25 protein-coding genes are annotated in these 25,187 nt (G+C 70.1%); 7 read left to right on the top strand and 18 right to left on the bottom strand.

Features of this window, described 5'->3' with window-relative positions; translation table 11 throughout:
• The first annotated feature begins 5 nt into the window (after positions 1–5).
• Entirely contained in the window at positions 6–1,349 is a 1,344-nt protein-coding gene (locus OHS58_RS42995; RefSeq protein ID WP_442875501.1) for an Rv3212 family protein, read from the top strand.
• A gap of 131 nt (positions 1,350–1,480) precedes the next feature.
• On the opposite strand, the gene OHS58_RS42990 is transcribed toward OHS58_RS42995, so the two are convergent.
• The 7 genes from OHS58_RS42990 to OHS58_RS42960 form a co-directional block, all read right to left on the bottom strand.
• Positions 1,481–1,966 (bottom strand): hypothetical protein, encoded by a 486-nt coding sequence (locus tag OHS58_RS42990; protein WP_328646099.1) that lies wholly within the window; start codon positions 1,964–1,966, stop codon positions 1,481–1,483.
• A 12-nt stretch (positions 1,967–1,978) separates the two neighbouring features.
• The gene (locus OHS58_RS42985; protein ID WP_326951766.1) at positions 1,979–2,830 is read right to left on the bottom strand and encodes a RecB family exonuclease; all 852 of its coding nucleotides are present in this window, start codon (positions 2,828–2,830) and stop codon (positions 1,979–1,981) included.
• 162 nt (positions 2,831–2,992) lie between these two features.
• On the bottom strand, positions 2,993–5,479 hold the full coding sequence (locus OHS58_RS42980; RefSeq protein WP_328646098.1) for an alpha-L-rhamnosidase-related protein: 2,487 nt from the start codon (positions 5,477–5,479) through the stop codon (positions 2,993–2,995).
• Between the two features lie 128 nt (positions 5,480–5,607).
• Entirely contained in the window at positions 5,608–6,237 is a 630-nt protein-coding gene (locus tag OHS58_RS42975) for a MarC family protein (RefSeq protein WP_247061080.1), read from the bottom strand.
• A gap of 1 nt (position 6,238) precedes the next feature.
• Complete coding sequence (locus OHS58_RS42970; RefSeq protein WP_442875500.1) at positions 6,239–7,102, bottom strand: PHP domain-containing protein; 864 nt, start codon at positions 7,100–7,102, stop codon at positions 6,239–6,241.
• Positions 7,103–7,232: 130 nt separating this feature from the next.
• A complete protein-coding gene (locus OHS58_RS42965) occupies positions 7,233–7,793 on the bottom strand; it encodes a PH domain-containing protein (RefSeq protein ID WP_326946331.1) in 561 nt (186 codons plus the stop codon).
• Between the two features lie 21 nt (positions 7,794–7,814).
• Positions 7,815–7,979 (bottom strand): hypothetical protein, encoded by a 165-nt coding sequence (locus OHS58_RS42960; protein ID WP_167379843.1) that lies wholly within the window; start codon positions 7,977–7,979, stop codon positions 7,815–7,817.
• A gap of 195 nt (positions 7,980–8,174) precedes the next feature.
• On the opposite strand from OHS58_RS42960, the gene OHS58_RS42955 reads away from it, so the two are divergent.
• A complete protein-coding gene (locus tag OHS58_RS42955; RefSeq protein ID WP_326946329.1) occupies positions 8,175–8,588 on the top strand; it encodes an NUDIX hydrolase in 414 nt (137 codons plus the stop codon).
• A 371-nt stretch (positions 8,589–8,959) separates the two neighbouring features.
• Here OHS58_RS42955 and OHS58_RS42950 read toward each other — a convergent pair whose 3' ends face one another.
• Both OHS58_RS42950 and OHS58_RS42945 read right to left on the bottom strand, forming a co-directional pair.
• Complete coding sequence (locus OHS58_RS42950; RefSeq protein ID WP_328646096.1) at positions 8,960–10,066, bottom strand: DUF2332 domain-containing protein; 1,107 nt, start codon at positions 10,064–10,066, stop codon at positions 8,960–8,962.
• A gap of 7 nt (positions 10,067–10,073) precedes the next feature.
• Positions 10,074–10,577 carry a MaoC family dehydratase gene (locus OHS58_RS42945; RefSeq protein ID WP_247061070.1) on the bottom strand — a complete coding sequence of 168 codons (504 nt, stop codon included), beginning with the start codon at positions 10,575–10,577 and terminating at the stop codon, positions 10,074–10,076.
• A gap of 333 nt (positions 10,578–10,910) precedes the next feature.
• Between OHS58_RS42945 and corA the strand changes: the two genes are divergently transcribed.
• The 3 genes from corA (at position 10,911) to OHS58_RS42930 (ending at position 13,662) form a co-directional block, all read left to right on the top strand.
• Positions 10,911–11,999: a magnesium/cobalt transporter CorA gene (corA, locus tag OHS58_RS42940; RefSeq protein ID WP_326946327.1), complete on the top strand. Its 1,089-nt coding sequence runs from the start codon at positions 10,911–10,913 to the stop codon at positions 11,997–11,999.
• Positions 12,000–12,178: 179 nt separating this feature from the next.
• Positions 12,179–12,829: a metallophosphoesterase family protein gene (locus tag OHS58_RS42935; protein ID WP_328646095.1), complete on the top strand. Its 651-nt coding sequence runs from the start codon at positions 12,179–12,181 to the stop codon at positions 12,827–12,829.
• A complete protein-coding gene (locus OHS58_RS42930; RefSeq protein ID WP_326946325.1) occupies positions 12,826–13,662 on the top strand; it encodes a chromosome partitioning protein ParB in 837 nt (278 codons plus the stop codon). Before OHS58_RS42935 ends, OHS58_RS42930 begins: the two co-directional genes overlap by 4 nt.
• On the opposite strand, the gene OHS58_RS42925 is transcribed toward OHS58_RS42930, so the two are convergent.
• The 4 genes from OHS58_RS42925 to OHS58_RS42910 all read right to left on the bottom strand — a co-directional run bounded on the left by OHS58_RS42925 (position 13,663) and on the right by OHS58_RS42910 (position 18,578).
• Positions 13,663–14,478 carry a hypothetical protein gene (locus OHS58_RS42925; RefSeq protein ID WP_328646094.1) on the bottom strand — a complete coding sequence of 272 codons (816 nt, stop codon included), beginning with the start codon at positions 14,476–14,478 and terminating at the stop codon, positions 13,663–13,665.
• Between the two features lie 21 nt (positions 14,479–14,499).
• Entirely contained in the window at positions 14,500–16,293 is a 1,794-nt protein-coding gene (locus OHS58_RS42920) for a diguanylate cyclase domain-containing protein (protein WP_328646093.1), read from the bottom strand.
• Positions 16,294–16,404: 111 nt separating this feature from the next.
• Positions 16,405–17,013, bottom strand: coding sequence for a sigma factor (locus OHS58_RS42915; protein WP_328646092.1), 609 nt, complete (start codon positions 17,011–17,013; stop codon positions 16,405–16,407).
• 65 nt (positions 17,014–17,078) lie between these two features.
• Positions 17,079–18,578: an MFS transporter gene (locus tag OHS58_RS42910; protein ID WP_326955847.1), complete on the bottom strand. Its 1,500-nt coding sequence runs from the start codon at positions 18,576–18,578 to the stop codon at positions 17,079–17,081.
• 117 nt (positions 18,579–18,695) lie between these two features.
• Between OHS58_RS42910 and OHS58_RS42905 the strand changes: the two genes are divergently transcribed.
• Entirely contained in the window at positions 18,696–19,361 is a 666-nt protein-coding gene (locus OHS58_RS42905) for a TetR/AcrR family transcriptional regulator (protein WP_326955848.1), read from the top strand.
• Positions 19,362–19,427: 66 nt separating this feature from the next.
• Here the strand turns inward: OHS58_RS42905 and OHS58_RS42900 are convergent, their stop codons facing one another.
• Positions 19,428–19,622 carry a PspC domain-containing protein gene (locus tag OHS58_RS42900; RefSeq protein WP_247061051.1) on the bottom strand — a complete coding sequence of 65 codons (195 nt, stop codon included), beginning with the start codon at positions 19,620–19,622 and terminating at the stop codon, positions 19,428–19,430.
• A 250-nt stretch (positions 19,623–19,872) separates the two neighbouring features.
• Here OHS58_RS42900 and OHS58_RS42895 point away from each other — a divergent pair, with 250 nt between their 5' ends.
• Positions 19,873–20,778 carry a hypothetical protein gene (locus OHS58_RS42895; RefSeq protein ID WP_328646091.1) on the top strand — a complete coding sequence of 302 codons (906 nt, stop codon included), beginning with the start codon at positions 19,873–19,875 and terminating at the stop codon, positions 20,776–20,778.
• Positions 20,779–20,842: 64 nt separating this feature from the next.
• Here the strand turns inward: OHS58_RS42895 and OHS58_RS42890 are convergent, their stop codons facing one another.
• From OHS58_RS42890 to OHS58_RS42875, 4 genes are read right to left on the bottom strand one after another with little or no spacing between them, the layout of a single operon-like run.
• Positions 20,843–22,024: an ABC transporter ATP-binding protein gene (locus tag OHS58_RS42890; protein ID WP_326946317.1), complete on the bottom strand. Its 1,182-nt coding sequence runs from the start codon at positions 22,022–22,024 to the stop codon at positions 20,843–20,845.
• 2 nt (positions 22,025–22,026) lie between these two features.
• On the bottom strand, positions 22,027–22,866 hold the full coding sequence (locus OHS58_RS42885; RefSeq protein ID WP_247061047.1) for a carbohydrate ABC transporter permease: 840 nt from the start codon (positions 22,864–22,866) through the stop codon (positions 22,027–22,029).
• Complete coding sequence (locus OHS58_RS42880) at positions 22,866–23,837, bottom strand: carbohydrate ABC transporter permease (protein WP_305879371.1); 972 nt, start codon at positions 23,835–23,837, stop codon at positions 22,866–22,868. The genes OHS58_RS42885 and OHS58_RS42880 overlap by 1 nt, the downstream gene beginning before the upstream one ends.
• On the bottom strand, positions 23,834–25,156 hold the full coding sequence (locus OHS58_RS42875; protein ID WP_326946316.1) for an ABC transporter substrate-binding protein: 1,323 nt from the start codon (positions 25,154–25,156) through the stop codon (positions 23,834–23,836). Before OHS58_RS42875 ends, OHS58_RS42880 begins: the two co-directional genes overlap by 4 nt.
• Positions 25,157–25,187 lie beyond the last annotated feature (31 nt).

The following is a 25,187-nucleotide window of genomic DNA, read 5'->3' as shown; positions in this document are numbered from 1 at the left end:
GGTACGTGAGCGACGAGGACAAGGCTGCTTCTTCCGTGCCCGAGGAAGAACCGGAGCAGCCTTCGGAAGCCGCCGCTTTGGGCTCCGAAGACGTCCTCGACGACGTCGAACCTGCTCCACCCGCGCCGCGGGTCAAGGCCCGTCGCTCGCCTTGGAACCGCGGCCGGGACCGGGTGTTCGCCGCGGTGATCGCGGTGGTCGTCGTCGCGGTCGCGCTGGTCATCGGCGCGACCAGCGACAGCGAAGGCACCGACCGGACCGAAGCCGACCCGCCGTCGCCGCTGCCCGCGGCGCCGAACACGGTGCCCGGTTCGCTGGCCGAGATCTGGAGCGCCCGCAGCGGCGCGACACCGGTCCCGGTGGCCACCGGCGACACCGTCGTCACGGCGGACGGCGGCGAGGTCGCCGCCCGCGACCCGCTGACCGGGCAGATCCGCTGGCACTACACGCGTGACCTGCCGCTGTGCACGCTCAACGAGACGTGGGGGCGGGTCAACGCCGTCTACCACAAGACCGAGAACTGCAGCGAGGTCACGCAGCTCGACCCGGGCACCGGCCGGATCACCGCCCAGCGCAACGGCAACGCCGAGCTGGGCACCCGGCTGGTCAGCGACGGCTCGCACGTGACCACCACCGGCAAGAAGCTGCTCGACACCTGGCGCGACGACCTGGTGCAGAGCGCCGAGTACGGCCAGGTCCCGGCGCTGGTCAACGCGGGCAAGCAGCCGCGCACCGGCTGCACGTACGGCACGGTCGCGGCGGCGTCGGGCAAGGTCGGCGTCATCGAGCGCTGCCCGGGCGACCCGGCGGACCGCCTGAGCGTCTACAAGGCGGCACCGGAGAAGGACGACGAGCCCCAGGTGGCGTTCAGCTCGGTGCTGGCGGGCAAGCGGGCGCGCGTGATCGCGATGTCGGGCGACCTGGCGGCGGTGGTCCTGCCGGACCAGAAGCTCCTGGTGATCTACAACGGCGACGGCTCCCAGCGCGCGGCGTACCCCCTGGACGTCCCGCCGGCCGACCTGGCCGCCGACCCGCAGGGCGGCGTCGAGCAGACGTCCCAGACCGCGGCGAACGTCTACTGGTTCAGCGGTTCGAAGGTGCTGGCCCTCTCTCGCGACGACCTGTCCCCGCGCTGGACGCTGGGCAGCGCGATGGGCCCGGGCGTGACGTTCGCGGGCCAGCTGGTGGTCCCCATCAAGGGCGGCCTGGCGGTGCTGAACGAGAACGACGGCTCCACGATCCGCACGGTCGGCGTCGACCGCCGCGGCTACACGGGCCCGGTTCGCCTGGGCACGGCCGGCCCGGTCCTGCTGGAAGAACGCGGCGACACCCTCACGGCCCTGAAGTAACCCGTATCTCGCGTGATTGAGCACGTCATCGGCGTGATTGAAGCCGGAACTCGCGAGTTCCGGCTTCAATCACGCGAGTTCCGGGTCTGATCACGCGAGTTCCGGGCTCGGTCACGCGGGTTACGGGTTCGTCAGGTGAGCCAGAAGAGGGTCAGCGCGGAGACCACGAACAGGACCACGGCGATCCCCGCGCCGGCGGCGGGAAGGCCGTTGCGACGGTCGGCGACCCGCTGGGCCAGCAACGCCAGCACCGCGGCGATGGGGTGACCGATCAGCAGCACCGGGCCGGGGCCGGGAGCGTCGGTGTACAGGCAGACTCCCGCGACCACGAGGACGCCGACGGCCAGGACCGTGAGGCCCGCGGCCAGTGAGCCGGTGAAGCCCCGCCACCAGCGGCCGCGCGGCTTCGCGGGTTTCGCGGGCTCGACTTGCTCGACGGCCTCCGGTGAGGTGGCATCCGCCTGCTCGCCGGTCTCGGTCGGCGCGGCGGCTTCGGTCGGCGCGTCAGGTGAAGGCGCCGCCGGGTCCGTGATGACCTGGTGGGGCGTCGTTCTGTCGTCCGGCCGTGGGGTCGGCAGCGGGACCGTTGCCAGTTCCTCGGTGTCCGGTGAGGCCACTTTCTCTCCTGTTCAGGGCGCGAGCAGGTCCCACGGCTGCATCTGCGGGGCCGTTTCCTGGCCCACCGCGCAGCTCGGCCTGAAGTCGCACCAAGCGCAGCGCCGGTCGGGGCGGGGTGGGAACAACACGTCCTCGTCGCCGCCCGCGTTCAGGGTATCCGTGGCCAGCCTCAGGTCCCCGGCGGTCTCTTCGGCGCGTTGCAGGTGCCGGCGCAGGCTCTCGGGCGTGTGCTCGGCCGCGGCGATCGTGCCGCTCGGGAGGTGGTGCAGCTCGACCGTGGTGCACGGGGTCCGCAGCGTGCGCGCCGACGCCACCGCGTACAGCGCCAGCGCCTGCGACGCCCTCGCCTCGTACTCGTCCGGCGCGCGGCGGCCCGTCTTGTAGTCGACGACCACCAGCTCGCCGTCACGCTGGTCGATGCGGTCCGCGCGGCCCTCGATGATCATCGACGGCCGCTCCCCCGGCGTCGAGTTGACCGGCGCCGACACCCAGCGCTCGAGCCCGACCGGGTCGTGCGTGACGTCGTTGTCCTCGACGTACTCCGCCACCCAGCCCTTGGCCCGCGCCCGGTAGCGCGCGGCCTGCTCGGCGTCCTCGAACCCGGCGTCCTTCCAGTACTCGGCGACGAGCGCGACGGCCTTCTGCGGCACGCGCTTGAGCACCGGCAGGTCGAACAGCGCCCGCAACGCGTTGTGCACCACCGCGCCGAGCGTGCTGTGCGCCCACGGCCCGGTGCGCTGCGGTGTCGGCCGCTGCAGGTACGCGAGCCGGTACCGGCGCGGGCAGTCGTCGAAGGTGGCCAGCCGCGCCGGCGACACCTTCGTCAGCCGCACCGGTTGCGCGACACCGAAATCGAAGCCCATCTGCTCCTTCACGGTTCCCCACGCTACGCACCACCACCGACACTTTCCGCGCCGGACCCGCGCCGGCCGCCGCGCCCGCACCACCGCGCAAAGCCGTGAAGGCCTCCTTCCCGGCCATAAGAGCCGGTAAGGAGGCCTTCACGGCTTTTCCTACCGCACCGACTACCGCACCACGAGCACCGTGTGGGTGCCGCCGGTCGCGGCCACCGTCACCGTGCCGTTCACCGCGGCCGTCCGGACGACGCGGCCGTCGAGCAGCACCACGCGACCGGCCGGCACCGCCAGCGAGCCGGACGTCCCGCGCGGCGCCGTCACCGTCAGGGAGAACACCGAACCCTGCTGGCCCCACGAAGCCGACAACGCGCCCTTCGGCGTCGGCACCGCCCCGCGCGCCCACGCGACCGAGCCCGGCTTCGGCGAAACCTGCCACGTCGCGAAGCCGGGTGACGTCGGCGAGACGCCCAGCAGCTCGTTCGTCAGCGCCGGGACGACGCCGGTGGACCAGCCGTGCGCGGCCGACGTGTAGCCCTGCTCGTAGTGCGAACCGCCGTCGCCGATGCCCTCCCAGTCCGTGATACCCGGGTCGTGGCTGGTCATCCAGCCGTACATCCGCTTGATCTGGTCGATCGCGGACGCCGCCTGCCCGGTCTGGAACCGCGCCACCAGCTCCGGGTACGACGTGAACGCGTAGACGCGCTTCGTGCCGTCCGAAACCAGCGTGTCGTTGTCCATGAACGGGTTCCCGTACGGCAACGCCCCGGCCGCCAGCCGGGCCAGCGAGGACGAAGACCGCGCCGGCGACGCGATCCCGGCGACGATCGCCTGGCTGTTGCCGTCCTGGCCGTGGCGCACCGCGCCGGACGCCGAGTCGAGGTACGCCCCCGCCGCCGGGTCCCACAGGTACTGGTTCACCGCGGCCGCGACGCCGGAAGCCCGCGACAGCCACCGATCGGCGTCGGCGGCGTGCCCCGTCGCCCGGGCCATCCCGGCCGCGCCCTGGAGTGCGCGGACGTACAACGCGTTGTAGTACGTCACTTCGCCGGTGCGCGGGAGGAACGCGTAGTCGCCGTAGCCGCCGGTGCCGTTGAGGCCCTTCGACAGCAACCCGTGCGCGTCGGTGACCGACGGGTACCACGCGTCGAGCGTCTTCACGAGCTTCGCGTAGTACGAAGACGCGTACGCGGTGTCGCCCGTGTAGAGCACGTAGTCCCAGCTCGCGGTGACCCACCAGAGCGGGTAGTCGAACAGCGGGAGCGTGTAGCCGTTGATCGACGCGGGCGGGATCCAGCCGTCCGCGCGCTGGTGGTCGGCCAGGTCGGCGAGCACGTTGCGCGCCGCCGTGCCGTCCTGGTGCGTCAGGTACTCGGTCAGCCCGGAGATCGCGACGTCGCCGACGTACGGGTCCCGGTCGCGCTTCGCGCCGTCGTGCAGCACGACCTTCCCGTCGAGCGACGGCGAGAACGCGCCGCGGGGGTCCACATCGGACGCCCGGAACGTGTCCATGCCCAGCTCGTTGGTGTAGGAAGCGTTGTACCAGTAGCGGTTCAGGTCTTCGTCGGACGACTCGAACCAGCCGCGGTAGGTGTCCGGCGTGCCGAGGAACGGCGTGAAGTCGAGCGAGACGCCGGTGATCCGCACCTCGCCGGACGGCTGCGTGAGCGGCGCGTCCGACGCGAGCGCGTCGAGGCTGATCCGCAGGTAGCGGAAGCCGCGCAGGCCGTCCGCGCACACCTGCGTGCCGCTCTGGCAGCCCTGCGTGTCACGCCAGACGGACGGCGTCGCGGGCACGGCGATCTGGTCGCTGCCCGGCCCGTTCGAGAAGTCCGACCGGCTGAAGTCGGAGCGTTCGCCGAGGTACTGCTGGGTTTCCGAGGTCGACACCCGGATGCCGGGGTGGTTCGCCGACGCGCCCGCGAAGGAGATCTTCGGGTAGCCCGAGACGACCTTGCCGAAGTCGAGCACCGCGACCGGCGTCGGCGGATCGGCGACCAGCCCCGGCCAGACCTCGGTGACCCGGCTGAACTCGCCTGACGGCGTGGCCTGGTCCTTGGTCACGGTGATCCGGACCTGCGTGGTCGTCACCGCGCGGTCGAACGCCACCGCGCGCTGCACGGCGGTGTTGCCGGTGACCGTGGCCGCGGTGCGCCACGCGCCGCCGTCCAGCACGTCGACCGTGAAGTCCTGCGGCACACCGTCCACACTGGACAGCACGGTGACGCCGGGGAGCGCGACCGCCGCGCCCGAGGTGATCGTCAGCACGTCCGGGTAGGCGCCGAGCGTGTCGTCGTTCCAGAACGTGTCGGTGTTGCCGTCGACGGCGTTGCCGGGGCCGTACGTGCGCGGCTGGCCGTTGCCGCCGTTGTTGGGCGCGTGGAACGACGACGCGGCCGCCGTCGTCCCGCCCGGCCAGGCCGGCTTCGGCGGGGGCGCCTGGCGCTTCAGCGTCGCGACGCCCTGCCCCAGCAGGCCCTTCGGGTTGGTGACGTCGCCGGTGGTGGACAGCACGCGCACCGGCCGGACGTCCCGGCTCGTGGGCGCGACGACGTACTTCTGCCAGCCCGGCGCCGCCACGGCGGACGTGGCGGGCACCGCGGCCACGCCGCTCGCCACCAGGACCGTGACCGGCAGGACTGCTCTGAGCCACTTCATCGAGGCCTCCGCAAGGCGCGTTTGAATCGTTTCAACCGCTGAGCTGAGATTCAGGCTGCGGGAGGCGTGGCAACGATGTCAACGCGCGGGCGGGATCCTGTCCGGCAGGACAACCCGAGTGGCGGGGGTCAGTTGCCGCCGGCGATGAAGCCGCGCACCGAGTTCGCGACGAGCTCGACGGCGATCGCCGCGAGCAGCAGACCGGCCACCTTGGCCAGCAGCGTGATGCCGCTTTCCTTGATCAGCCGGATGACGACGCCGGAGTAGCGCATGCAGATGTAGATGATGAAGTGCGTCATCACGATCGCCAGCGCCAGCGCGATGTACGCGCCGATGTGGCCGTCCGCCTGCCGGACGAACACGATGGTCGCGGCGATGGCGCCCGGCCCGGCCAGCAGCGGCGTGCCGAGCGGCACGAGGGCGACGTTGACGTCGTCGGTGGCCGCCTCGGCCTCGTGGCCGTTGCCGGTCAGCAGCTGCAGCGCGATGAGCAGGAGCAGCAGGCCGCCCGCGCCCTGCAGCGCCGGGATGCCGATGCCGAGGTAGGCCAGGATCGCCTGGCCGGCGACGGCGAAGAGGCTGATCACGAGCAGTGACACCAGGACGGCCTGCCGGGCGGCCCGGGCGCGCGTCGCCAGCGGCTTGCGGCCGACGAGGCTGAGGAACACCGGCACCGTGCCGGGCGGGTCCATGATGACGACGAGGGTGATCGTCGCGCTCATGAAGAGCTTGGCGTCGAAGAAGTCGGCGATCGCCATCTCAGCCCTTCACGACCTGGAAACCGGTCGCGCGCGCCACCAGCTCCTCCAGCTGCCCGGGATCGGTGGTGCATTCGCCGAGGGCGATGGTCTTGTTCGTGCCGTGGTAGTCGCTCGAGCCGGTGACCAGCAGGCCGAGCTCGCCGGCGAGCTCCCGCGTGCGGGCGCGCGTGGCCGGGTCGTGGTTCGGGTGGTCGGCCTCGACGCCGGTGAGCCCGTGGGCGGCCAGGCCGGCGAGGGTGTCCTCGCTGATCGTGGCGCCGCGGCTGAAGGCGAAGGGGTGCGCGATGACCGTGACCCCGCCGGCCGCGGCGATCATGTCGATGGCGTCTTCGACCGGGGTGTCCCGGCGCGCGACGTAGTAGCCGCGACGGCTGTTCAGGTACTCGGCGAAGGCCTCGTCGACGCTCTTGACGAGCCCGGCGCGGACCAGCGCCTGCGCGAGGTGCGGGCGCCCGGCGGGCGAGTCCTCGGGCAGCAGGCCGAAGATCTCGTCGGCGTCGATGGGCAGGCCGTCGGCGGCCATCCGCTCGGCCATCTTGCGCAGCCGGGTGCGGCGTTCGATCCGCAGCCGGGTCTGCTCGGTGACGACGGCCTCGGCGGCCGGGTCGAAGAGGTAGGCCAGCAGGTGGACGCTGATCTGGCGGCCGGTCTCGGGGTCGGTCGAGACGGTGGACAGCTCGGCGCCGGGCACCAGCGTCAGGCCTGGTGGGAGGGCGTCGGTGGCCGGGGCCCAGCCCGCCGTGGTGTCGTGGTCGGTGATCGCGACGACGTCGAGCCCGGCTCTCGCGGCCGCGGCGACGAGGCCGGCCGGCGTGTCGGTGCCGTCGGAGGCGGTGGAATGGGCGTGCAGGTCGATGCGCATCGGATCCATTGTCGACGATGCGCTGGGTCACACCCTCGCCGGGATGAGGCTTGTTCCGGTCAGGCCGCCGCGCCCCGCTCGCGGACTGCTGCTCAGCGCGAAGTCACGCGGCGGCCGACGGCCTCACGGCTCAGCCGACGGGCTTCTTGCCCCGGGCGGCCCGCTGGGCCTTGATCATCGAGAAGCGCTCAGCCTGCTTCTGCTTGTCGCCGAAGACCAGCTCGGAGATCGTGTCGTAGAACTCTTCGGCCCGCGGCAGGTAGTCGATCCTGTTGAGCGCCTGGATCTGACCGGCGGACTCGACGACCATCGTGCCGTAGCCCATCATGCGACCGGTGGCGGTGCGCACGAAGCTGAGGTCGGTGACCTTGCTGATGGGCATCATCAGCACCTTGGTCGTGAACACCCCGGTGGTCATGACGAACCGCTTGTCGGTGACCACCAGCCGCTCGACCCACCACTCCATCACCACGTAGGCGAACCGCAGCACCACGATCAGCGCCACGTACCAGAGCAGGTTCTGGCCGATGTAGAGCGCCGGTGGCAGCAGGTAGGACACCAGGACGCAGATGGCGAGCAGAGCCGCCGCCTCGAAGGTGTCCCACAGCAGCACCGCCCAGTGGCGGCGGATCCGGATGACCCGCCGCTCGGTGTCGAGGAGGTACTCGTCGGGGTCGCGTGGCGCGAACATGGTTCGAGGGTAACCCCCCTATCAGCCCTTGAACACGTTGCTGACGAAGGTGATCACCGATTCGGCCGAGCTGCGCAGGAAGTCGACGATGTTGCCGACAAGGCCCGCGGCCTGACCGGGCTGGGCAATGACGAAGAACAGCACCAACGCGATACCGGCGAGGCCCGCAATCTTCTTCACGTTCACCGCGATCAAATCCCGTCTCTTACGGTGACACCGGACAACAGCAAAAAACTGACTTTTTACGTTGTACCGCACTGAAGGGGCGCGAGGGAGGAAAGTCCCGCGCTTGGGTCAGCACGCCGTCCGGAGTGTACCGTATGGCTACTCTCCGTGTACAGGACATCGGTTTTCACCTCGCTGACGTCTACCCTTCGGGACATGAAGGGCTCCACGGGCACCACCGTCCGCTGCGTCGGCGGGATCGCGTACGACGACCAGGGCCGATTACTCCTCATCCGGCGGGCCAACGACCCCGGTTCGGGCCAATGGTCGCTGCCAGGCGGCCGAGTCGAACCGGGCGAATCAGACGAAACGGCCGTGATCCGCGAGATGCGGGAGGAAACGGGCCTCGACGTGATTCCGGGCACACTGGTCGGCACCGTGACCCGCGAGCCCTACGAAATCCACGACTACGCCTGCCGCATCGCGGGCGGCACGCTCACGGCAGGTGACGACGCCACGGACGCCCGCTGGGCCGATGCGGCAGACCTTTCGGACATGGAGGCGGCCGGCGCGCTCGTGGATCTCCTGTACGTGACGCTGCGTGGCTGGAACGCCCTGCCCCGCACCTGAGCAAGACGGCGTTGGAGGTAACCGGGACCGGTTCGATCTACGCCGGGAGCCAGGACGCTGCTGTTCGACGGGCGGAGGCTCCGGTCGCCGAGATCGCGAAGCAGGCGCCGACGCGGTCTGACGCTCACCGCCGGCGCGCGCCGCAGCGCGACCTCGCGCCGGGGGCAGGGACTCGCGCGGACCTTTCCGGCGCGGCCATGAGCTGACCGGGCGGCGACGAGCGACGCGACCGAAGGCGCTCGCCCCGCGACCTCGCGCGCGACGAGACCGGCGGCCGCACGAGCCCGTTCGACGACCGTCAGCAGCCCGTGCGCCACCGCCGCTGGCAGTACCCGATCCTCGGCAGCCGACCGGTCTCGTCCGTCGCCGGGCTAGGCCGGGAGCCAGGTCATCCGCTGGCCGTGGGGTGCGGTGCGGGCCAGCGCGTGGGCCTCCGGCTTGCCCTCGGCCCACCGGACGACGCCCAGCGTCGCCAAGCCGTCCGCACCCGCGAGGTCTGCCCGGCCGGGCAGGACGCCCTCCAATGCGGCGCCGTAGAACTCCTCCGACACCCACCACAGCGGCCGGGTGGCCGCCAGCGCGGCGAGGGCGTCGACGAAGGCCGCCCGGCGCTCGGCTGTGAAGTACGCCAGGACGTGGCTCGTCAGCACCACCAGCGGGGCCTCCGCAGGCAGCGTCGCGGCCGCCGAGGCCAGGTCGTCTACGCCGTCGCCCTCGATCAGGGGTGGGCGGTGCTTGGCCTGCTCGGCCGCCGCCGTGCGCAGCAGCCGGATGCGGTCCGGCTGGTCGGCCCAGACGCACGCCTCCAGCCACGCCAGCTCGTCCTCGTCGGAGAGGTCGACCGGGGACCGGTCCAGCCCGGCCCGCGCCACCACCGCGAGCTTCTTCGGCAGCTTGGGCGCCACCGCGCCCGGAGCCAGGTCGAGCGCGCAGTGCAGCCCGACCGCGGCCTTGGCCGGGCCCGCCGTCAGCTGCTCGCCGCCGTCGCACTGGTAGCGGTAGCCGAAGCGGTCGAGGCCGAGCAGCAGGCCGGCGCTGCAGCCGACCTCCAGCAGCGCGACCTTCCCGCCCGCTTCCTTCGCCGCCCGGGCCACCGCGGGGTACAGCAGCGCGGCGCGGCGCACTTCATTCGTCTGGGTGTAGCGCGACGCGATGAACGCCCGCGCCTTGTCCGCCCGCTCCAGCAGGAACGACCGGAACAGCGGCCACGTCTCGGAGTCGACGCCGTCGAAGCCGCCCAGCGACGGGTAGTACCGCGACAGCGGGTGGATCGGGTCGGCCTGGACGAGCCGGTGCGCGGTCGCCATCAGCAGCGTCGCGCGCGCTTCGCCGTCGCGGGCGGCCGTCAGCAGCCCCGCGACGTCGTCGTCCTCGGCCGCCTGCGTCGCGAGGTGGTCGTACAACGGGGACACGCCGCGCGCTTCGACTTCCGCGAACGTGCGCAATGTGGTTTTGACGCGGTCCAGTTCGATCGTCATCGGAGCCTCATTCGTGCGGGGTCGGCCGGCCCGGCTGCTCGCCGCCACGGGCTTCCCCGTAGGAGCGCTTCGGCACCATGACCTTCCGCCGGAAGGTGCACACGATCAGGCCGTCCTGCTTGTAGCCGCGGGTCTCCACGTAGACGACGCCGCGGTCGTCCTTGGACTTCGACGGCGTCTTGTCCAGCACCTCGGTCTCGCCGTAGATGGTGTCGCCGTGGAAGGTCGGCTTGACGTGCTTGAGGGACTCGACCTCGAGGTTCGCGATCGCCTTGCCCGAGACGTCCGGCACGGACATGCCCAGCAGCAACGAGTAGACGTAGTTCCCGACGACGACGTTCTTGCCGAAGTCGGTCGTCTCTTCGGCGTAGTTCGCGTCCAGGTGCAGCGGGTGGTGGTTCATCGTGATCAGGCAGAACAGGTGATCGTCGTACTCGGTGACCGTTTTGCCCGGCCAGTGCTTGTAGACCGCACCGACCTCGAACTCCTCGTAGTACCGCCCGAACTGCACTCGTCTCTCCTGTCCGCGTAACACCGCGTGAGCCTGGTACGACACGCATCCGTAGTGAGGAGTACCCTCAACCATTGGTGTTCGCTCGTCAACGCGAGCCCCACCACTCTCCACGTCACACGTCCGTGCCTGGCCCGAAGGAGGTGAGGAACCCCGATGAGTAGTGGCGATAGTCCGCTCCCTAGTAGTCCCAGCGTTCCCACCTCACCGGCCGGCCGGCTCATCTCCTGGTAGGTCTTCCCGCGGCTTCGGGAGCGCTGGTGTTGCCGGGCGGACCCCGTTCCGCCTGGTCAGTCGTCCTCGCACGACCACGCACGACGCCCAGGAGACCTCATGCCTGCCATTCCCTCGCTCGGCGGCCTTCGCGGCCGCGGCAACAGCCGGGCCAAAGGCGTCCCCGTCCGGCCGATCCCGGTGCCGCTGTCCGCGTACGTCGTGGACTGCGCGGTGTACGTCGGCGGCAAGCGCGTACCCGGCCGCTGGACGCACATCGAGGCGATCAAAGAGGTCCGCAAGCGCCACGAGGGGTTCGTCTGGATCGGGCTGCACGAGCCCGACGCCGACCAGATCCAGGGCATCGCGGAGACGTTCGGGCTGCACGAGCTGGCCGTCGAGGACGCGCTCGAAGCGCACCAGCGGCCCAAGCTGGAGCGCTACGACGACACGCTGTTCCTCGTGGTCAAGACCGTCCGCTACGTCGAGCACGAGTCGCCGACGACGGCCAACGAGATCGTCGAGACCGGCGAGCTGATGGTGTTCCTCGGCCGCGACTTCGTGATCACCGTCCGGCACGGCAACCACTCCGGGCTGGCCCGGCTGCGCCGTGAGCTGGACGACGACCCGGAGCGGCTGCAGCTCGGCCCGGCCGCGGTCGTGCACGCGATCGCCGACCACGTCGTCGACCACTACCTCGACGTCACGGGCCGGATCGAGAACGACATCGACGTGATGGAGGCGCAGGTCTTCGCGCCGCGCTCGCTGGTCAGCGCCGAGCAGATCTACCTGATGAAGCGGGAGGTCCTGGAGCTGCGCCGGGCGGTGATGCCGCTGGCGACGCCGGTCCAGCGGCTGGCCGAGGGCTACACGCGGCTGGTGCCGGACGAGGTCCGCTCCTACTTCCGCGACGTCGCCGACCACCTCACGACCGTGTCCGAGCGCGTCGCGGCGTTCGACGAGCTGCTGTCCACCCTGGTCGACGCGACGGTCGCGAAGATCTCGCTGCAGCAGAACACCGACATGCGCAAGATCACGTCGTGGGCGGCGATCATCACCGTGCCGACGATGATCGCCGGCATCTACGGCATGAACTTCGACTACCTGCCCGAACTGCACTGGAAGTTCGGGTACCCGCTGGTGATCACCGTGATCCTGGCGATCTGCCTGTTGCTGTACCGAATATTCCGGAAGAACGGCTGGCTCTAGGTCCCCTTTTTCTTTACGCCGGAATCGGAGAATTCGTGATGCCTCGCATGCTGTCCAACCTCAAGGCCTGGGCGCTCGCGCTCAGCCTCCTCTGGATCTTCGTCATCACCTTCGTCATCGTCGCCGACCCCGGGTTCGCGCACGGCATGAAGTAGCGCTCGGCGTCGTACCCTGGGGGCGTGCCGAAAGCGCTGGTGGTCGCGGACGAGGTGGACGAGCGGTTGTGGACCGACGCGGTCCGCAGCCGCCCCGTCGACCTCGTCATCGGCGCCGGCGACCTCCCCTACGACTACCTGGCCTTCCTGGCCAGCGCCCTGGACGCGCCGTGCGTGTTCGTGCCCGGCAACCACGACCCGGACCTGACCGGCTACACGCGGTACGGCGGACTGTCCATGAAGGACGGTTTCCCGACGGTCTGGCCGGGCCCGGCGGGCGGCGTCAACGCCGACGGCCGGGTCGTCGACGTCGCCGGGATCCGGTTCGCCGGTCTCGGCGGTTCGATCCGCTACAACGACGGGCCGAACCAGTGGACACAACGCCAGCAGGCGCGCCGGTCCCGCGCGCTAGAGCGGCGCGCCCGAAGCCGGCGCCGGCGCGACGGCCGTGACGTCGACGTCCTGCTGACGCACTCGCCGCCGCTGGACCTCGGCGACCGCGAAGATCCGCCGCACCGCGGGTTTTCCTGCCTGCACGAGACGATCGACCGCTTGCGCCCGAAGTGGTTGCTGCACGGTCACATCCACCCCCACGGCGAGCCGGTGCCCGACCGGGTCGTCGGCGACACGCGGATCCGCAACGTGGTGGGCCACCGGATCATGGAGTTCTCATGAAGGAAACGGGATTCCCGCGCGCGGACGCCGAAAGCGACTTCCTCCGCGCCCGGCGTCAGCAGGTGCTTTCGCGGCTGTCGACGTGGCTGCGCCGCGAGCCCGACGACGTCAACATCATGCTGCCGTTCCACGAGGTGGTGGAGGCGCTCGGCTACCTCGGCGAGAGCCGGATCGGCCTGCGGGTGATCAAGCTGGACTCGATCGCCGGCACGGTCGACCGCAGCCGCGACTTCGACCGCCGCTTCCGCCCGACGTCGGGCCGCGTCCGCGAGCGCTGGGAAAGACTGGCCCTGGCCGCCCGCCGCGGCGAGGACATCCCGCCGATCGAGGTCTACCGGGTCGGCGAGCTGCACTTCATCATCGACGGCCACCACCGGGTCTCGGTCGCCCACGCGCAGGGACTGTCCACAATAGAGGCATCGGTGACGGTGGTCCGCACCAAGCTCGACCCGAGCGGCATCCGCTACCGCGGCGACCTGATCGTCAAGGACTACCGGAGGCTGTTCCTGGAGCGCGTCCCGCTGACGGGCCACGCGCGGGCGTCGGTGATCGTGTCGGACCCGTGGGACTACGCGAAGCTGGGCGAGCACGTGGAGGCGTGGGGGTTCCGGCTGATGCAGGACGAGGGCAAGTTCTGCGACCGCGCGAGCGTGGCCCAGCGCTGGTTCGAGGAGGAGTACGTCCCGGTGGTGGCCATGCTGCGCCAGGCGGGCATGGTGGGCGACCGCACGGACGCCGAGGCGTACATGTGGGTGGCGGCGGAGCGGTACCGGCTGATCCGCACACACCGGTGGGACGACGAGGTCATCGAGCAGCTGCGGACGAAGCGCTAGCTAGAGCCGTAGGACGTACCAGGTGTGGCCCTGGAGCAGCCAGATCCGGTCACTACGGCACACCCACCGCAGCGGCTTCCTGAGACCGGTCCCATCCGGCAGCGCGAGTGGCACCGGATCTCCCGGCACGACCTCGTCCTCGGTCAGGCGGGCGGGTTCGAGGTGCCAGTAGAAGCCGTCGGGCTCACCGGCCATCGAGAGGAACACGGCCTCGGCGCCGGAGACGGCCACCCCGCGTGGCCTCCGCAGCGGTGACTTCCGGACCGAGCGGATCCCGTCGAGACCCACTTCGACCAGCGGTAGCGCGGTGTAGGGCACGGCCCAGGTCCGCCGCTCCGCCACGTTGAGGACGTAGCAGTCCATCCAGTAGAGACCTGGTTCGTGCTCCGCGCGCCACGCCGGCTTCCCCGCAGAGGTCCACCGGATCAGGCCGGGGTTGCTGCGGCGTTCGCCGCCGTCGAGGATCGAGGCCTGGTCGAAGTAGCTGATCCAGATGTCCCCGCCCGGGCCCGTGACCACCGCTTCGATCCCGTCACCGGCGTGGAACTCCGTCACGGTGCGGCCGGCGGCGTCGAGGATCCGGCCGTTGCGCGGGGCCTCGTGGCCGCGCCGGACCTGGCACCGGCGGTCGACCAGCACGAAGCCTTCACCTGCGGCGTCGATCATCGGGTACTGCCCCGGATCGGTCACCCGGCCGGACGGCGTTCCGTCCACCAGCAGGGTCCCGTCGGCGTACAGCGCGATCATCCGGCCGGAAGCATCCACTGTGGACGCGACCACGTCGCCGTCCGGCAAGGTCCCCCAGAGTTCCAGCACTCCGGTATCTTCCCAGGCCGTTCAGCCCATCGGGAAGGTGCGGCCCACCCAGGTCTCCGCCTCCGAGCTGGTCTGGTACTCCGGCTGGTAGCTGCCCGAGGCGACCACCACCCCCAGCCCGTACAGCAGCTCCGCCTGCGTCTGGGAGACCACTCCGTACGCGCCGACCTTGACGCCCATCTCCTCCGCGCGCTCCACCAGCTGGCGCACGTTCCGCCGGGCCCACGCCGGGGCGTCGTCCGCGGCCAGGACGTCGACGATCGGGCCTCGCAGCATCACCGCCGGGGCCGGGATCGCGTGGGCCGGGACCAGTTCCAGCTCCGGCAGGCCCGTGATGTTCAGGACGAACAGCACGCCGAGGCGCGCCAGGTGGCCCAGTGCCTCGACCAGGTCACCGCGGTCGTCGATCAGGGACTCCGCGTCCGCGCACAGCATCAGGTGCCTCGGCTCCAGGCCCGCCCGGTCCAGCTCCGCGCGGACCATGCCGACCAGGTCGGCGTCGATGGCCATCCGGCGGGGCAGCGTCAGGCACACCATCGGGGAGCCGTCGCCGAACCTGGACACCCAGCTCGCCTTCGTCTCCAGCGCCTTCGCCAGCAGGTGCTTGCCCAGCGGGACCGTCATGCCGGTCGTCTCCGCGAGCGGGTAGAACTCCTCCGCGCGCAGCCGGCCGCGGGTGGGGTGGTTCCACAGCAGCGCCGCGTTGAGCGACGTCACGATCCGGGCGTCCGGCAGCACCACGTGCGGCTGGTAGACCACCGTGATCTCGCCGAGCTCCAGCGCCCCGGCGATGGCGGACGCGAGCCGGTAGCGGTCGCGGTCGGCCTGGCCCGATCCCGGGTCGAACAGCACCCACTGCGCCTTGCCGAGCTCTTTCGCCCGGTGCAGTGCCACCTCCGCCGAACGGATCAGCTCGCCGTGCTCCGCCCCCGGCACCTCCGCGACGACGATGCCCGCGCTCGCGCTCACCCCGACTCCGACGCCGTCCGCGTAGACGGGCTTGGCCAGCTCGGCGATCGTCTGCTCGACCAGCTTGACCACCGACGCCGGCTCGAGGTCGCCGCGCAGCGCCACCGCGAAGCCGTCGCCGAAGAGACGTGCGACAAAACCTTTACCCGGCGCGAAAACCTCGCGCAACGTTCCCGCGACGCCGCGCAGCACCTGGTCGGCGACCTCGGTGCCGAGGCCGTCGTTGACGACCTTGAAGCCGTCGATGTCCAGCAACAGCAACGCGATCCGGCCCTGGCCGCGGTCGGCGAGCATCCCTTCGAGCTTGGAGCGGAAGTGCGCGTTGTTGGGCAGGCCGGTCAGCGGGTCGTGCAGGCTCTGGTGCTGGATGGTCTCCTGCAGCTGCCGAAGTTCGTGCGTGTCCTCGAACATCAGGATCGGGTACTGGTCACGCTCGCCGGGCAGCGTCTTGACCGTCAGCCGGACGACGCGCGAAGCCTCGGGCCGGGAGTGGATCGCGAGCCGGTCCAGCACCCGGTCGCCGGACTCCAGCGCCGCGCGCAGCGCCGAGCGGTCCCGCATGGTCGCCCCGAGGTCTTCGGCGCGCGTGCCGACGAGCCCGGCTTCCCCGGCGGCGTGCGCCAGCCGCAGGAACGCCGGGTTCGCCGCCCCGACAACACCTTCCGGGTCGACAAGAACGACGCCGGACGGGCAATGTTCGTAGAACGCTGCAAACCGCGCTTCGGCACCCCGCGAAGCCAGGACTTCCCGCGCGAACCCGACGGCCATCGCCTCCCGGTCGGCGGCTCCGGCCCCCGCCATCGCGGTGGCCAGGCGCCGGGCGGCGTCGACGAGATCCGGCGCCACCTCAGGCTCCCGCAAGGTTTCACCCCTTCGCACTCGATCGGGTTTTCCACCGCACCATGCGAACAGTTCGGTGTCTACCACCCGATCGGGTGCCCCGTCCAAAGTGGATCTTCAGCCGAGGCCCGGCGTGAGCGCCAACCCCCTGACCTGTACGGCGTTCAACGTCGGTTCCGGCCGCTGGACCGGCAGCGGGACGCCCTTCTGTTCCAGGACACCGCTGTTGCTGGACCAGAACTCGACGTTCATCCCCGGCGCGGTCAGCGACGCGCGGTACGTCAGCACGCCGTTCGCGCGCTCGGTCACCTTCCGCAGGCCGCCTTCCTTCAGCTGCTCGACCTCGCAGCTCACCTGGCTCGGAACGGCGGTGCCGCACCGCACCATCGACGAAGCGCCGCCGCTGGAAGCGTCGTCGAGCAGCGCCAGGAAGTAGACCGACCCGGTGCCCCGCTCGTCGGTGACGTGAAACGGGTTCGGCGGCGGCTGGCGCAGACCCGCTTTCCGGCGCCCGGCGAGGAACGCGTTGAGCAGGATGCGCCGCGCGTAGGCGTCGACGGTGTCCGGGCGCACCCGGCGCCACCGCCGGTACAGCTGGACGAACATGGCTTGCACGAGGTCTTCGGCGCTGTGCCAGTCCCCGCAGAGCGCGAACGCCACCCGCCGGAACCGCTGCACCCGCGCGGCGAAGTACTCGCTGAAATCGAGCTCTCTCGACGCCCCCACCCGGCCCTCCTTCGCACATTCTCACCCCTGCTAGTGCGCGGAGGGCCGGGAAGGTTCAAGCGGACCTACATGTGCACGACGCCCGGCGCCGCCTCACCCTTCGGCGCGCCCGAGCGCAGCAGCAGGCCGCTGAGCACCGCGCCGGCCGCGAAGATGAAGCCGGCCCAGGTGAACGCCGTCGTGTAGCTCTCGATCGAGGCTTCGGCCACCAGCTGCGGCGTCGGCACCTTGCCCGCGAGGTACGACGACGCCGCGTTGCCCGCGAGGGTGCTGAGCAGCGCCGTGCCGATCGAGCCGCCGACCTGCTGCATCGTGTTGACCGCCGCCGACGCGACCCCGGCGTCGTGCGCCTCGACGCCGAACGTCGCGACGCTCATCGCCGGCGCCATCGCCAGGCCGATGCCGAAGCCCATCACCAGCAGCGGGCCGAGGACCCCGCTGGCGTACGTGCTTTCGAGGTCGATGCGGCTGAGCCAGAACAGCCCGACCGCCGCGATCGCCATGCCCGTCGGCACCAGCGGCCGCGGGCCGAAGCGCGGGAGCAGGACGGCCGTCGCGGTGGTGGCGGCCAGCATCAGCGTCGCCACCATCGGCAGGAACCCGACACCGCTCTGGATCGGCGTGAACCTCAGGTTCTGCTGCACGTAGAACGTCAGGAACAAGAAGATCGCGAACATGCCGATGGCGAGCAGGAACATCGCCAGGTACGAGCCGCCGCGGTTGCGGTCGAGCAGCACGCGCAGCGGCAGCAGCGGGTGCGAGACACGCTGCTGCAGCCACACGAACACGCCCAGCAGCACCACACCCGCCGTGAGGAAGCCCCACACCGAGACCGACGACCACGAGTCCGACTCGGCGTTCGCGAAGCCGAAGACCAGCGCGAAGAGGCCCGCGGACGCGGTGACCGTGCCGGGCAGGTCGAGCTTCGGGCGCGGGCCGGCGTCACGCTGGTTGCGCAGCAGGATCGAGCTGCCGACGAAGGCGACGACGGCGAAGATGATGTTGACGAACATGCACCAGCGCCAGTCGAGGTACTCGGTCAGCACGCCGCCGAGCAGCAGGCCGACGGCCGCGCCGCCACCACCGATGGCCCCGAACACGCCGAACGCGCGACCGCGTTCCTTCGGGTCGGTGAACGTCGTGGTCAGCAGCGAAAGCGCGGCCGGCGCGAGCAGCGCGCCGAACACGCCCTGTGCCGCACGGGCGATCAGGAGCATCTCGATGTTGCTCGCCGCGCCGCCGAACGCGGACACCGCGGCGAAGCCGGCCAGGCCGACGAGCAGGGTGTTCTTGCGGCCGAAGAGGTCCGCGAGCCGCCCGCCGAGCAGCAGCAGGCTGCCGAACGCGAGCGCGTACGCCGTGACGACCCATTGCCGCGCGTCGTTGGAAAAGCCCAGGTCGAGCTGGGCGGAAGGCAGCGCGATGTTCACGACGGTCGCGTCGAGAACGACCATCAGCTGGGCCAGGCCGATCATCACGAGGATCAGCCACCGTCTGGCGTGGTGGGGGTTCTCGGCGGCGCGCGCGTCCCCCGACGGCGCGACGACGAGCGTGGACTCGGTCATGGGTGTCCTCACTGAAAGTGATCAGGAAGCTATGTGGAGTAGGTATCTCCCCTTACGTGGCCCAACGTACACAAGAACCGGAGAAGGTGCCTCTACTTCATTGGTAGAGTGGGACGCATGACACGGGACGCGAGTCCCGCCGCACCGGCGCGGCCGCTGCGGCGTGACGCCGAATTGAACCGCCGCCGCATCCTCCAGGCCGCCCGCGAGGTCTTCGGCCGACGCGGCCTGGAAGCCACCCTCGACGACATCGCGCACCACGCCGGCCTCGGCGTCGGCACGGTCTACCGGCGCTTCCCCAGCAAGGAACACCTGGTCGAAGCCATGTTCGCCGAGCGCATGGAGGAAATCGGCGACCTCGCGGCGGACGCGCTGAAGGCCGAAGACGCGTGGGAAGCGTTCGTCAGCTTCACGTGGAAGGCGGCCGAGCTGCATTCCACAGACCGCGGGCTGCGCGAGATCATGCTGTCCAACAAGTTCGGCCACGAGCACGTCGCGGACGCGAAAGCCCGCATGGTGCCGTTGATCACACAGCTCGTCGAGCGGGCCAAGGCAGCGGGCGGCCTGCGCGCCGACTTCGCCCCCACCGACATCCCCCTGCTGCACATGATGGTCGGCTCGGTGGTCGAGTTCACGTGCGCGGTGGACCCGTCACTGTGGCGCCGGTGCCTGGGCATGCTGCTCGACGGCCTGCGCGCGGAGCCTGGCAAGGCGACGGAGCTGCCGCACCCGCCACTGGACGAGCAGGAGATCGACGAAGCGATGTGCTCCTGGCGGCCCTGAGGACCGCCGGCACCACAAACCAGGCGGGTGTCGTAGCTCCCGCCTGGTTCGGCTTCCCCGCTCCCGTCACTCGGCCGGGATGACCGCCCACAGGATGAGGTAGGCCACGAACTGGGGTCCGGGCAGCAGGCAGGACAGCACCGCCAGCAACCGGACCGTGTTGGGCTTCATGCCGTACCGCTGCGCGAGACCGGCGCAGACGCCGGCGATCATGCGGCCGTGGCGGGGGCGGCTCAGTCGCCGGGTGACCGGTGCGCTCATCGTCTTCCCTTTCCTCGAACTTCCGATATACCCACTTCACCACCCGGCCACCCGGTTCCGCATCACTCGCGGGAAGGATCGTTCCCTTAGGGGACGGCGAAAGCGAAAGTCCTTCAGGCACTGCGGAAACCGCAGCTCGCGCAGCGGAAAACCGAGGACCTGCGCGTTTGTCGCTCACCCAGCGGAAAATAGTGAGAGATGTCCCCGTCAGGGGTGGCTTTTCGGCCGGATGTGGTGATACTTGCACCCCGTGTACCCGCGTTGGAAATCTTTGGTCGTCGCGATGTTCTGCGCCCTGCTTTCGGCCGGCTGCGCCACCACGCAGGCCGCGTCCGACCCGGCCGAGGGCTCGGGGCCGACGCCCCTGACCGCGTCCGCCGCGCTCGGCGACTTCGGCACCGTCGACTACTGCAGCATGCTCGACGTGCCCAAGGTCGCGGCCGGCGCCGTCGCCGTGCCGACGTTCGAGAGTTGCCAGGCCGACCTCGGCTGGCGCACGATCCTCGTCGGGCCGCTGGCCTTCGACTCCGACCCGAACATCAAGCCCTACGACTACGCGGGGCCGGTGCCCGACGGCGTCTCGGTGCAGCAGTCGATGTTCAACGACCACACCGCCTGCACCCGCACGATCATCTTCGCCGACGGCAACCGGCTGGACGTGTCGGTGACCGACAGCGGTCCCGCCGACCAGCCCGGCCGCTGCGAGACCGCGGACGCCACCGTCGGCTCGGTGCTCGCCGCGGTCACCGCCGGCAAGGTCGGGCGGCTGACGTTCCCCGAGCGCTCGTGGGGCCGGGTCGCGCCCTGCGCGCTGCTCGACAGCCACGACCTCGACGACCCCGCCGGCGCCGGCAGCCAGCCGACCATCGGGCTGGCCGGGCACAGCTGCATCCGCGGCAAGGTCGGCATCAAGCTCACGGTGGACACCGCGGGCACGAACGGCCCGGTCGAGACGCTCGGCGGCCGCGCGGCCCAGGTCCGGCTCGCGGGCGCGTTCTGCCTGGTCGACAGCACCCAGCCGGCGCCGGGCCTGCCCGGACGCCGTGAGCTGGCGGAGATCAGTGTGGTCGAGACGGCGGGCACGGCCGGCGACGGCACGTGCGCACTGGCCCGCACCGCGGCGACGTCGATCTACTCGCGGCTGCCGAAGGCCTGAAACGCCCTGAAGGGCACCCTCAGGGACTTGGAGTCCCTGAGGGTGCCCTTCACGGCACTACCGTTCAGTCCTCGTAGGTGAGGTTCTTGCCGTTGGCCGGGTCGAAGAGCTTGACCTTGTCCGCGTCGAACCAGACCTGCAGGTCCGAGTTCTCCTTGGCGGCCGATTCCGCCGAGAGCCGGGCCACGATCTGCGACGCCGACCCCGGGACGTCGGCCGAGCCGCTGTCCGCCGCCAGTTCCGCGAGCTCCGCGGACGTGGCGGTTTCCCCTTCGACGGTGAAGTGGGCGAACTTCTCCGACCCCATCGACTCGAGGACGTCGACGTGCGCGGTGAACGTGCCACCGCCCGTCTTCTGGCCGGCTTCGACCAGCGCCGCGTCCTCGAAGTGCTCCGGCCGGATGCCGACGAGCACCTCGCGCGGCGCGTCCGCCTTCTCCACCAGCTGCCGGATCCGGTCCGTCAGCGGGGTGGTGCCCAGCGGCGTGCGCAGCTCGTTGTTCTCCAGCGTGGCCGGCACGAAGTTCATCGACGGCGAGCCGATGAACCCCGCGACGAACAGGTTCGCCGGGTTTTCGTAGAGGAACTGCGGGGCACCGATCTGCTGCACGAAACCGCCGCGCAGCACCACGACCCGGTCGCCAAGGGTCATGGCCTCGGTCTGGTCGTGCGTGACGTACAGCGTCGTCGTGCCGAGCTGCTTCTGGATCTTCGACACCGACGTCCGCATCTGGCCGCGGAGCTTGGCGTCCAGGTTGGACAGTGGCTCGTCCATCAGGAACGCCTTGGGGTTGCGGACGATCGCCCGGCCCATCGCGACGCGCTGGCGCTGGCCACCGGAGAGGTTGGCCGGCTTCCGGTCCAGGTGCGCGGTCAGGTCGAGGATCGTCGCCGCTTCTTCCACCTTCGCCCGCACCGTCTTGTCGTCCACCTTGGCCAGCCGCAGCGGGAAGGCCATGTTCTCGCGGACGCTCATGTGCGGGTACAACGCGTAGGACTGGAACACCATCGCGATGTCCCGGTCCTTCGGAGCCTTCTCGTTGACGCGCTTGCCGTCGATGCGCAGCTCGCCGGAGGAGATGTCCTCCAGGCCCGCCACCATGTTCAGCATGGTCGACTTCCCGCAGCCGGACGGACCGACCAGCACGAGGAACTCGCCGTCGCCGATGGTGATGTCCACTTCGGACACCGCGAGCGCGCCGTCGGGGTACTTCTTCGACACCTTGTCGAGGACGATTTCTGCCATGACTACCCCTTCACCGCACCGGAGGTCAGCCCCGCCACGATGCGACGCTGGAAGAACAACACGAACACAATGATCGGGATGGTGATCACGACCGCGGCCGCGCTCACCTGCCCGGTCGGGTCCTCGAACTGCGAGGACCCGGTGAAGAACGACAGCGCCGCCGGCACCGTGCGCGACGCCGTGGTCGACGTCAGCGAGATGGCGAACAGGAAGTCGTTCCAGCAGAAGATGAACACCAGGATCGCGGTGGTGAACACACCCGGCGCGGCCAGCGGCGCGATCACCTTCCGGAACGCCTGGGCCGGCGTCGCGCCGTCCATCTTCGCCGCCTTTTCCAGCTCCCACGGGATTTCCCGGAAGAACGCCGACAGCGTGTAGATCGACAGCGGCAGCGCGAACGTGATGTAGGGCAGGATCAGCCCCGGCCACGTGTCGAACAGCGCCAGGTTCCGCTCGATGTTGAACAGCGGCGTCACCAGCGACACCTGCGGGAACATCGCGATCAGCAGGGAGAGCCCGACCAGCAGTTGCTTGCCGGGGAACTCCAGCCGGGCGATGGCGTAGGCGGCCATCGTGCCCAGCACCACGGCGATCACCGTGGAGATGATCGCGATGCCGATCGAGTTGACCAGTGCCAGCAGGAATTCCGACGTCTGGAAGATGTCCGCGTAGTTCTGCCAGGTCCACGACTGCGGGATGAAGTACCCGTCGGTCAGCGTGTCCTTGGTCTTGAACGAGAGCGAGACCACCCAGAGCACCGGCACCAGCGCGAACACCAGCACGAGGATGTCGACGAGCCCCCAGCGAAGCTTGCGGCCCGTCGTGACGGTTCCCATCACCATCAGCGCTTACCCCCAGTATCCGAACCCGGTGCGGCCGTGCCGAACACCTTGATGAAGATGAACGCGATGATCGCCACCGTGATGAAGATCAGCACCGCCATCGTCGACCCGATCCCGAGGTTGAGCCCCTTGACCAGGTTGTCGTAGGTCTGCATGGACACCGACCCGGTGTCCTGCGCGCCGCCGGTGAGGACGTAGATGTTGTCGAAGATCCGGAACGCGTCGAGCGTGCGGAACAGCAGCGCCACCAGGATCGCCGGCTTCATCACCGGCAGCATCACCTTCGTGAACCGCTGCCAGCCGTTCGCGCCGTCCATCGCGGCGGCCTTGAGCAGGTCGTCTGGCACCAGCGCCAGGCCCGCCATCAGCAGCAGCGCCATGAACGGCGTGGTCTTCCACACCTCGGCGCCGATGATGATGAACAGCGACGGCCACTGCTCGGTGAGCGGCGCGCCGTCCGAGGCGAGCCAGTTCGCCAGGTAGCCGGTCTTCGGCGTCCACGCGTAGTACCACGAGAACGCCGCGACGACCGTGACGATGCCGTACGGGATCAGGGCGACCGTCCGGACGAGACCGCGGCCGACGAGCGTCCGGTGCATCACCAGCGCCAGTGCCATGCCGAGGACGAACTCGATCGCCACGGACACGACCGTCAGGAGCATGGTCGTCCCGAACGCCGTCCACCAGTACGAGTTGGACAGCACGGCGCCGTAGTTGTCGAAGCCGACGAACTGCTGCTGCGCCGGGAACCGCAGGTCGTACCGCTGCAGCGACAGCCAGATCGAGTAGACGATCGGGTAGCCGGTGACGGCGATCATCACGACGAACGCGGGCGCGCACAGCCAGAGCCCGAGCTTCCGCTCGGCCTTCTTGCCCTCGGACAGGGCGGGTTTGCCCTTCTTGTGGGACGTCGCTCCTTCGGCGACGGTGGCCCCGGCGGTGTCGGCCGGGGTGGAGTCCTGAACGGTCACGGGATCACTCCCTTCGACTGGAGCGCGTCACTGAGCTGCTGGCGCAGCTTGTCCGCGGTGGCCTGCGGATCGATTTCGGCCGGTGGCGAAAGGATCTTCGACATCACCGTCGACGCGTTCTGGTAGGCCGGGGTCAGCGGCCGGACCGCGGCGTCCTTCAGTGCGTCGAGGATCGAGTCGCGCATCGGGTACTTGATCGCCATGTTCGGGTTGTCGTCGCCCGCCGGCTTCGACGGGTCGAGCGGCGTGTCGTTGTGGTACACCGATTCGATGGTCGGCGGGACGCCGTCGTTGATCGCCGAGAACTTCTGGTTCTCCGGGCTCCGCAGGCACAACGCGGCTTCGTACGCCTCGGGCTTGTGCTGTGACAGCGAACTGACAGCGAGGTCGTACCCGCCGATCGTGGTCTTGGCCGGCGTGCCGGCCTCGGCCTGCGGGTAGACGGCCCACTTGAAGTGCGAGACGTCCGACGCCTTGTCCTTCGCGTAGGAGGCGTAGACGAACGGCCAGTTCAGCTCGAACGCGGCGTCACCGCGCTGGAACGTCTGCCGGACGTCGTCCTCCTTCGAGTTGGTCAGCGACGCGTCGGTGATCCCCGAATCGGTGATCTTCTTCAGCAGGGCGAGCGCTTTCACGGCGCCGTCGTCCATCACCACGGACTTGCCGTCGTCGGACAGGATGTGCCCGCCCATCGACGCGACCAGGGTGTTGTAGAAGACGACGAGGCCTTCGTACTGCGCGCCGGTGAAGACGATGCTGTACGGCTTGCCCAGCTGCTTGAGCTCCTGCGACTTCTGGATCGCCTCGTCCCACGTCTTGGGCGGGGTCGGGGTGATCCGGTCGTCGTACCAGAGCAGCTGGATGTTCGTGTTCTTCGGGGCCGCGTAGAGCTTCCCGTTGTAGGTCGCGGTGTCGAGCGGTCCCTGCAGGACGCCTTCGGAGGCCGCGGCCTTGTTCTGGTCCTTCCATTCATCGACCCAGCCGGCTTCGGCGAACTCCGAAACCCAGGTCACGTCGAGCCCCAGTACGTCCATCGCGGTGTCGCCCGCCGCCAGCCGCCGCGCCATCTGGAGCCGCTGGTCGTCCGAGCCGCGCTGGAGTTTGTTGTAGACGATCTCGTAGCGGCCGTTCGCCGCCTTGTTGCAGTTGTCCACGACCTTCTGGAAACTGTCCTCGGGTGCGTAGTAGACGTTGATCTTCGTGCCACCGCCCGAGCCGCAGCCGGCCACGAGACCGGTCAGCAATGCCCCTGCCCCCAGCAGGGCGGTGGTACGGCCGGGCGATCGCCCCCGTTTGCCCGCGCCGATCCTCTTCCCCATCAGGCCTCCTCACCCGCGTGCACGCCGGTTA

Source organism: Amycolatopsis sp. NBC_00348, assembly GCF_036114655.1.
Classification (GTDB): domain Bacteria; phylum Actinomycetota; class Actinomycetes; order Mycobacteriales; family Pseudonocardiaceae; genus Amycolatopsis.
Note: the sequence above shows the minus strand (reverse complement) of the source record. Positions and strands in the feature narration are given on the sequence as shown.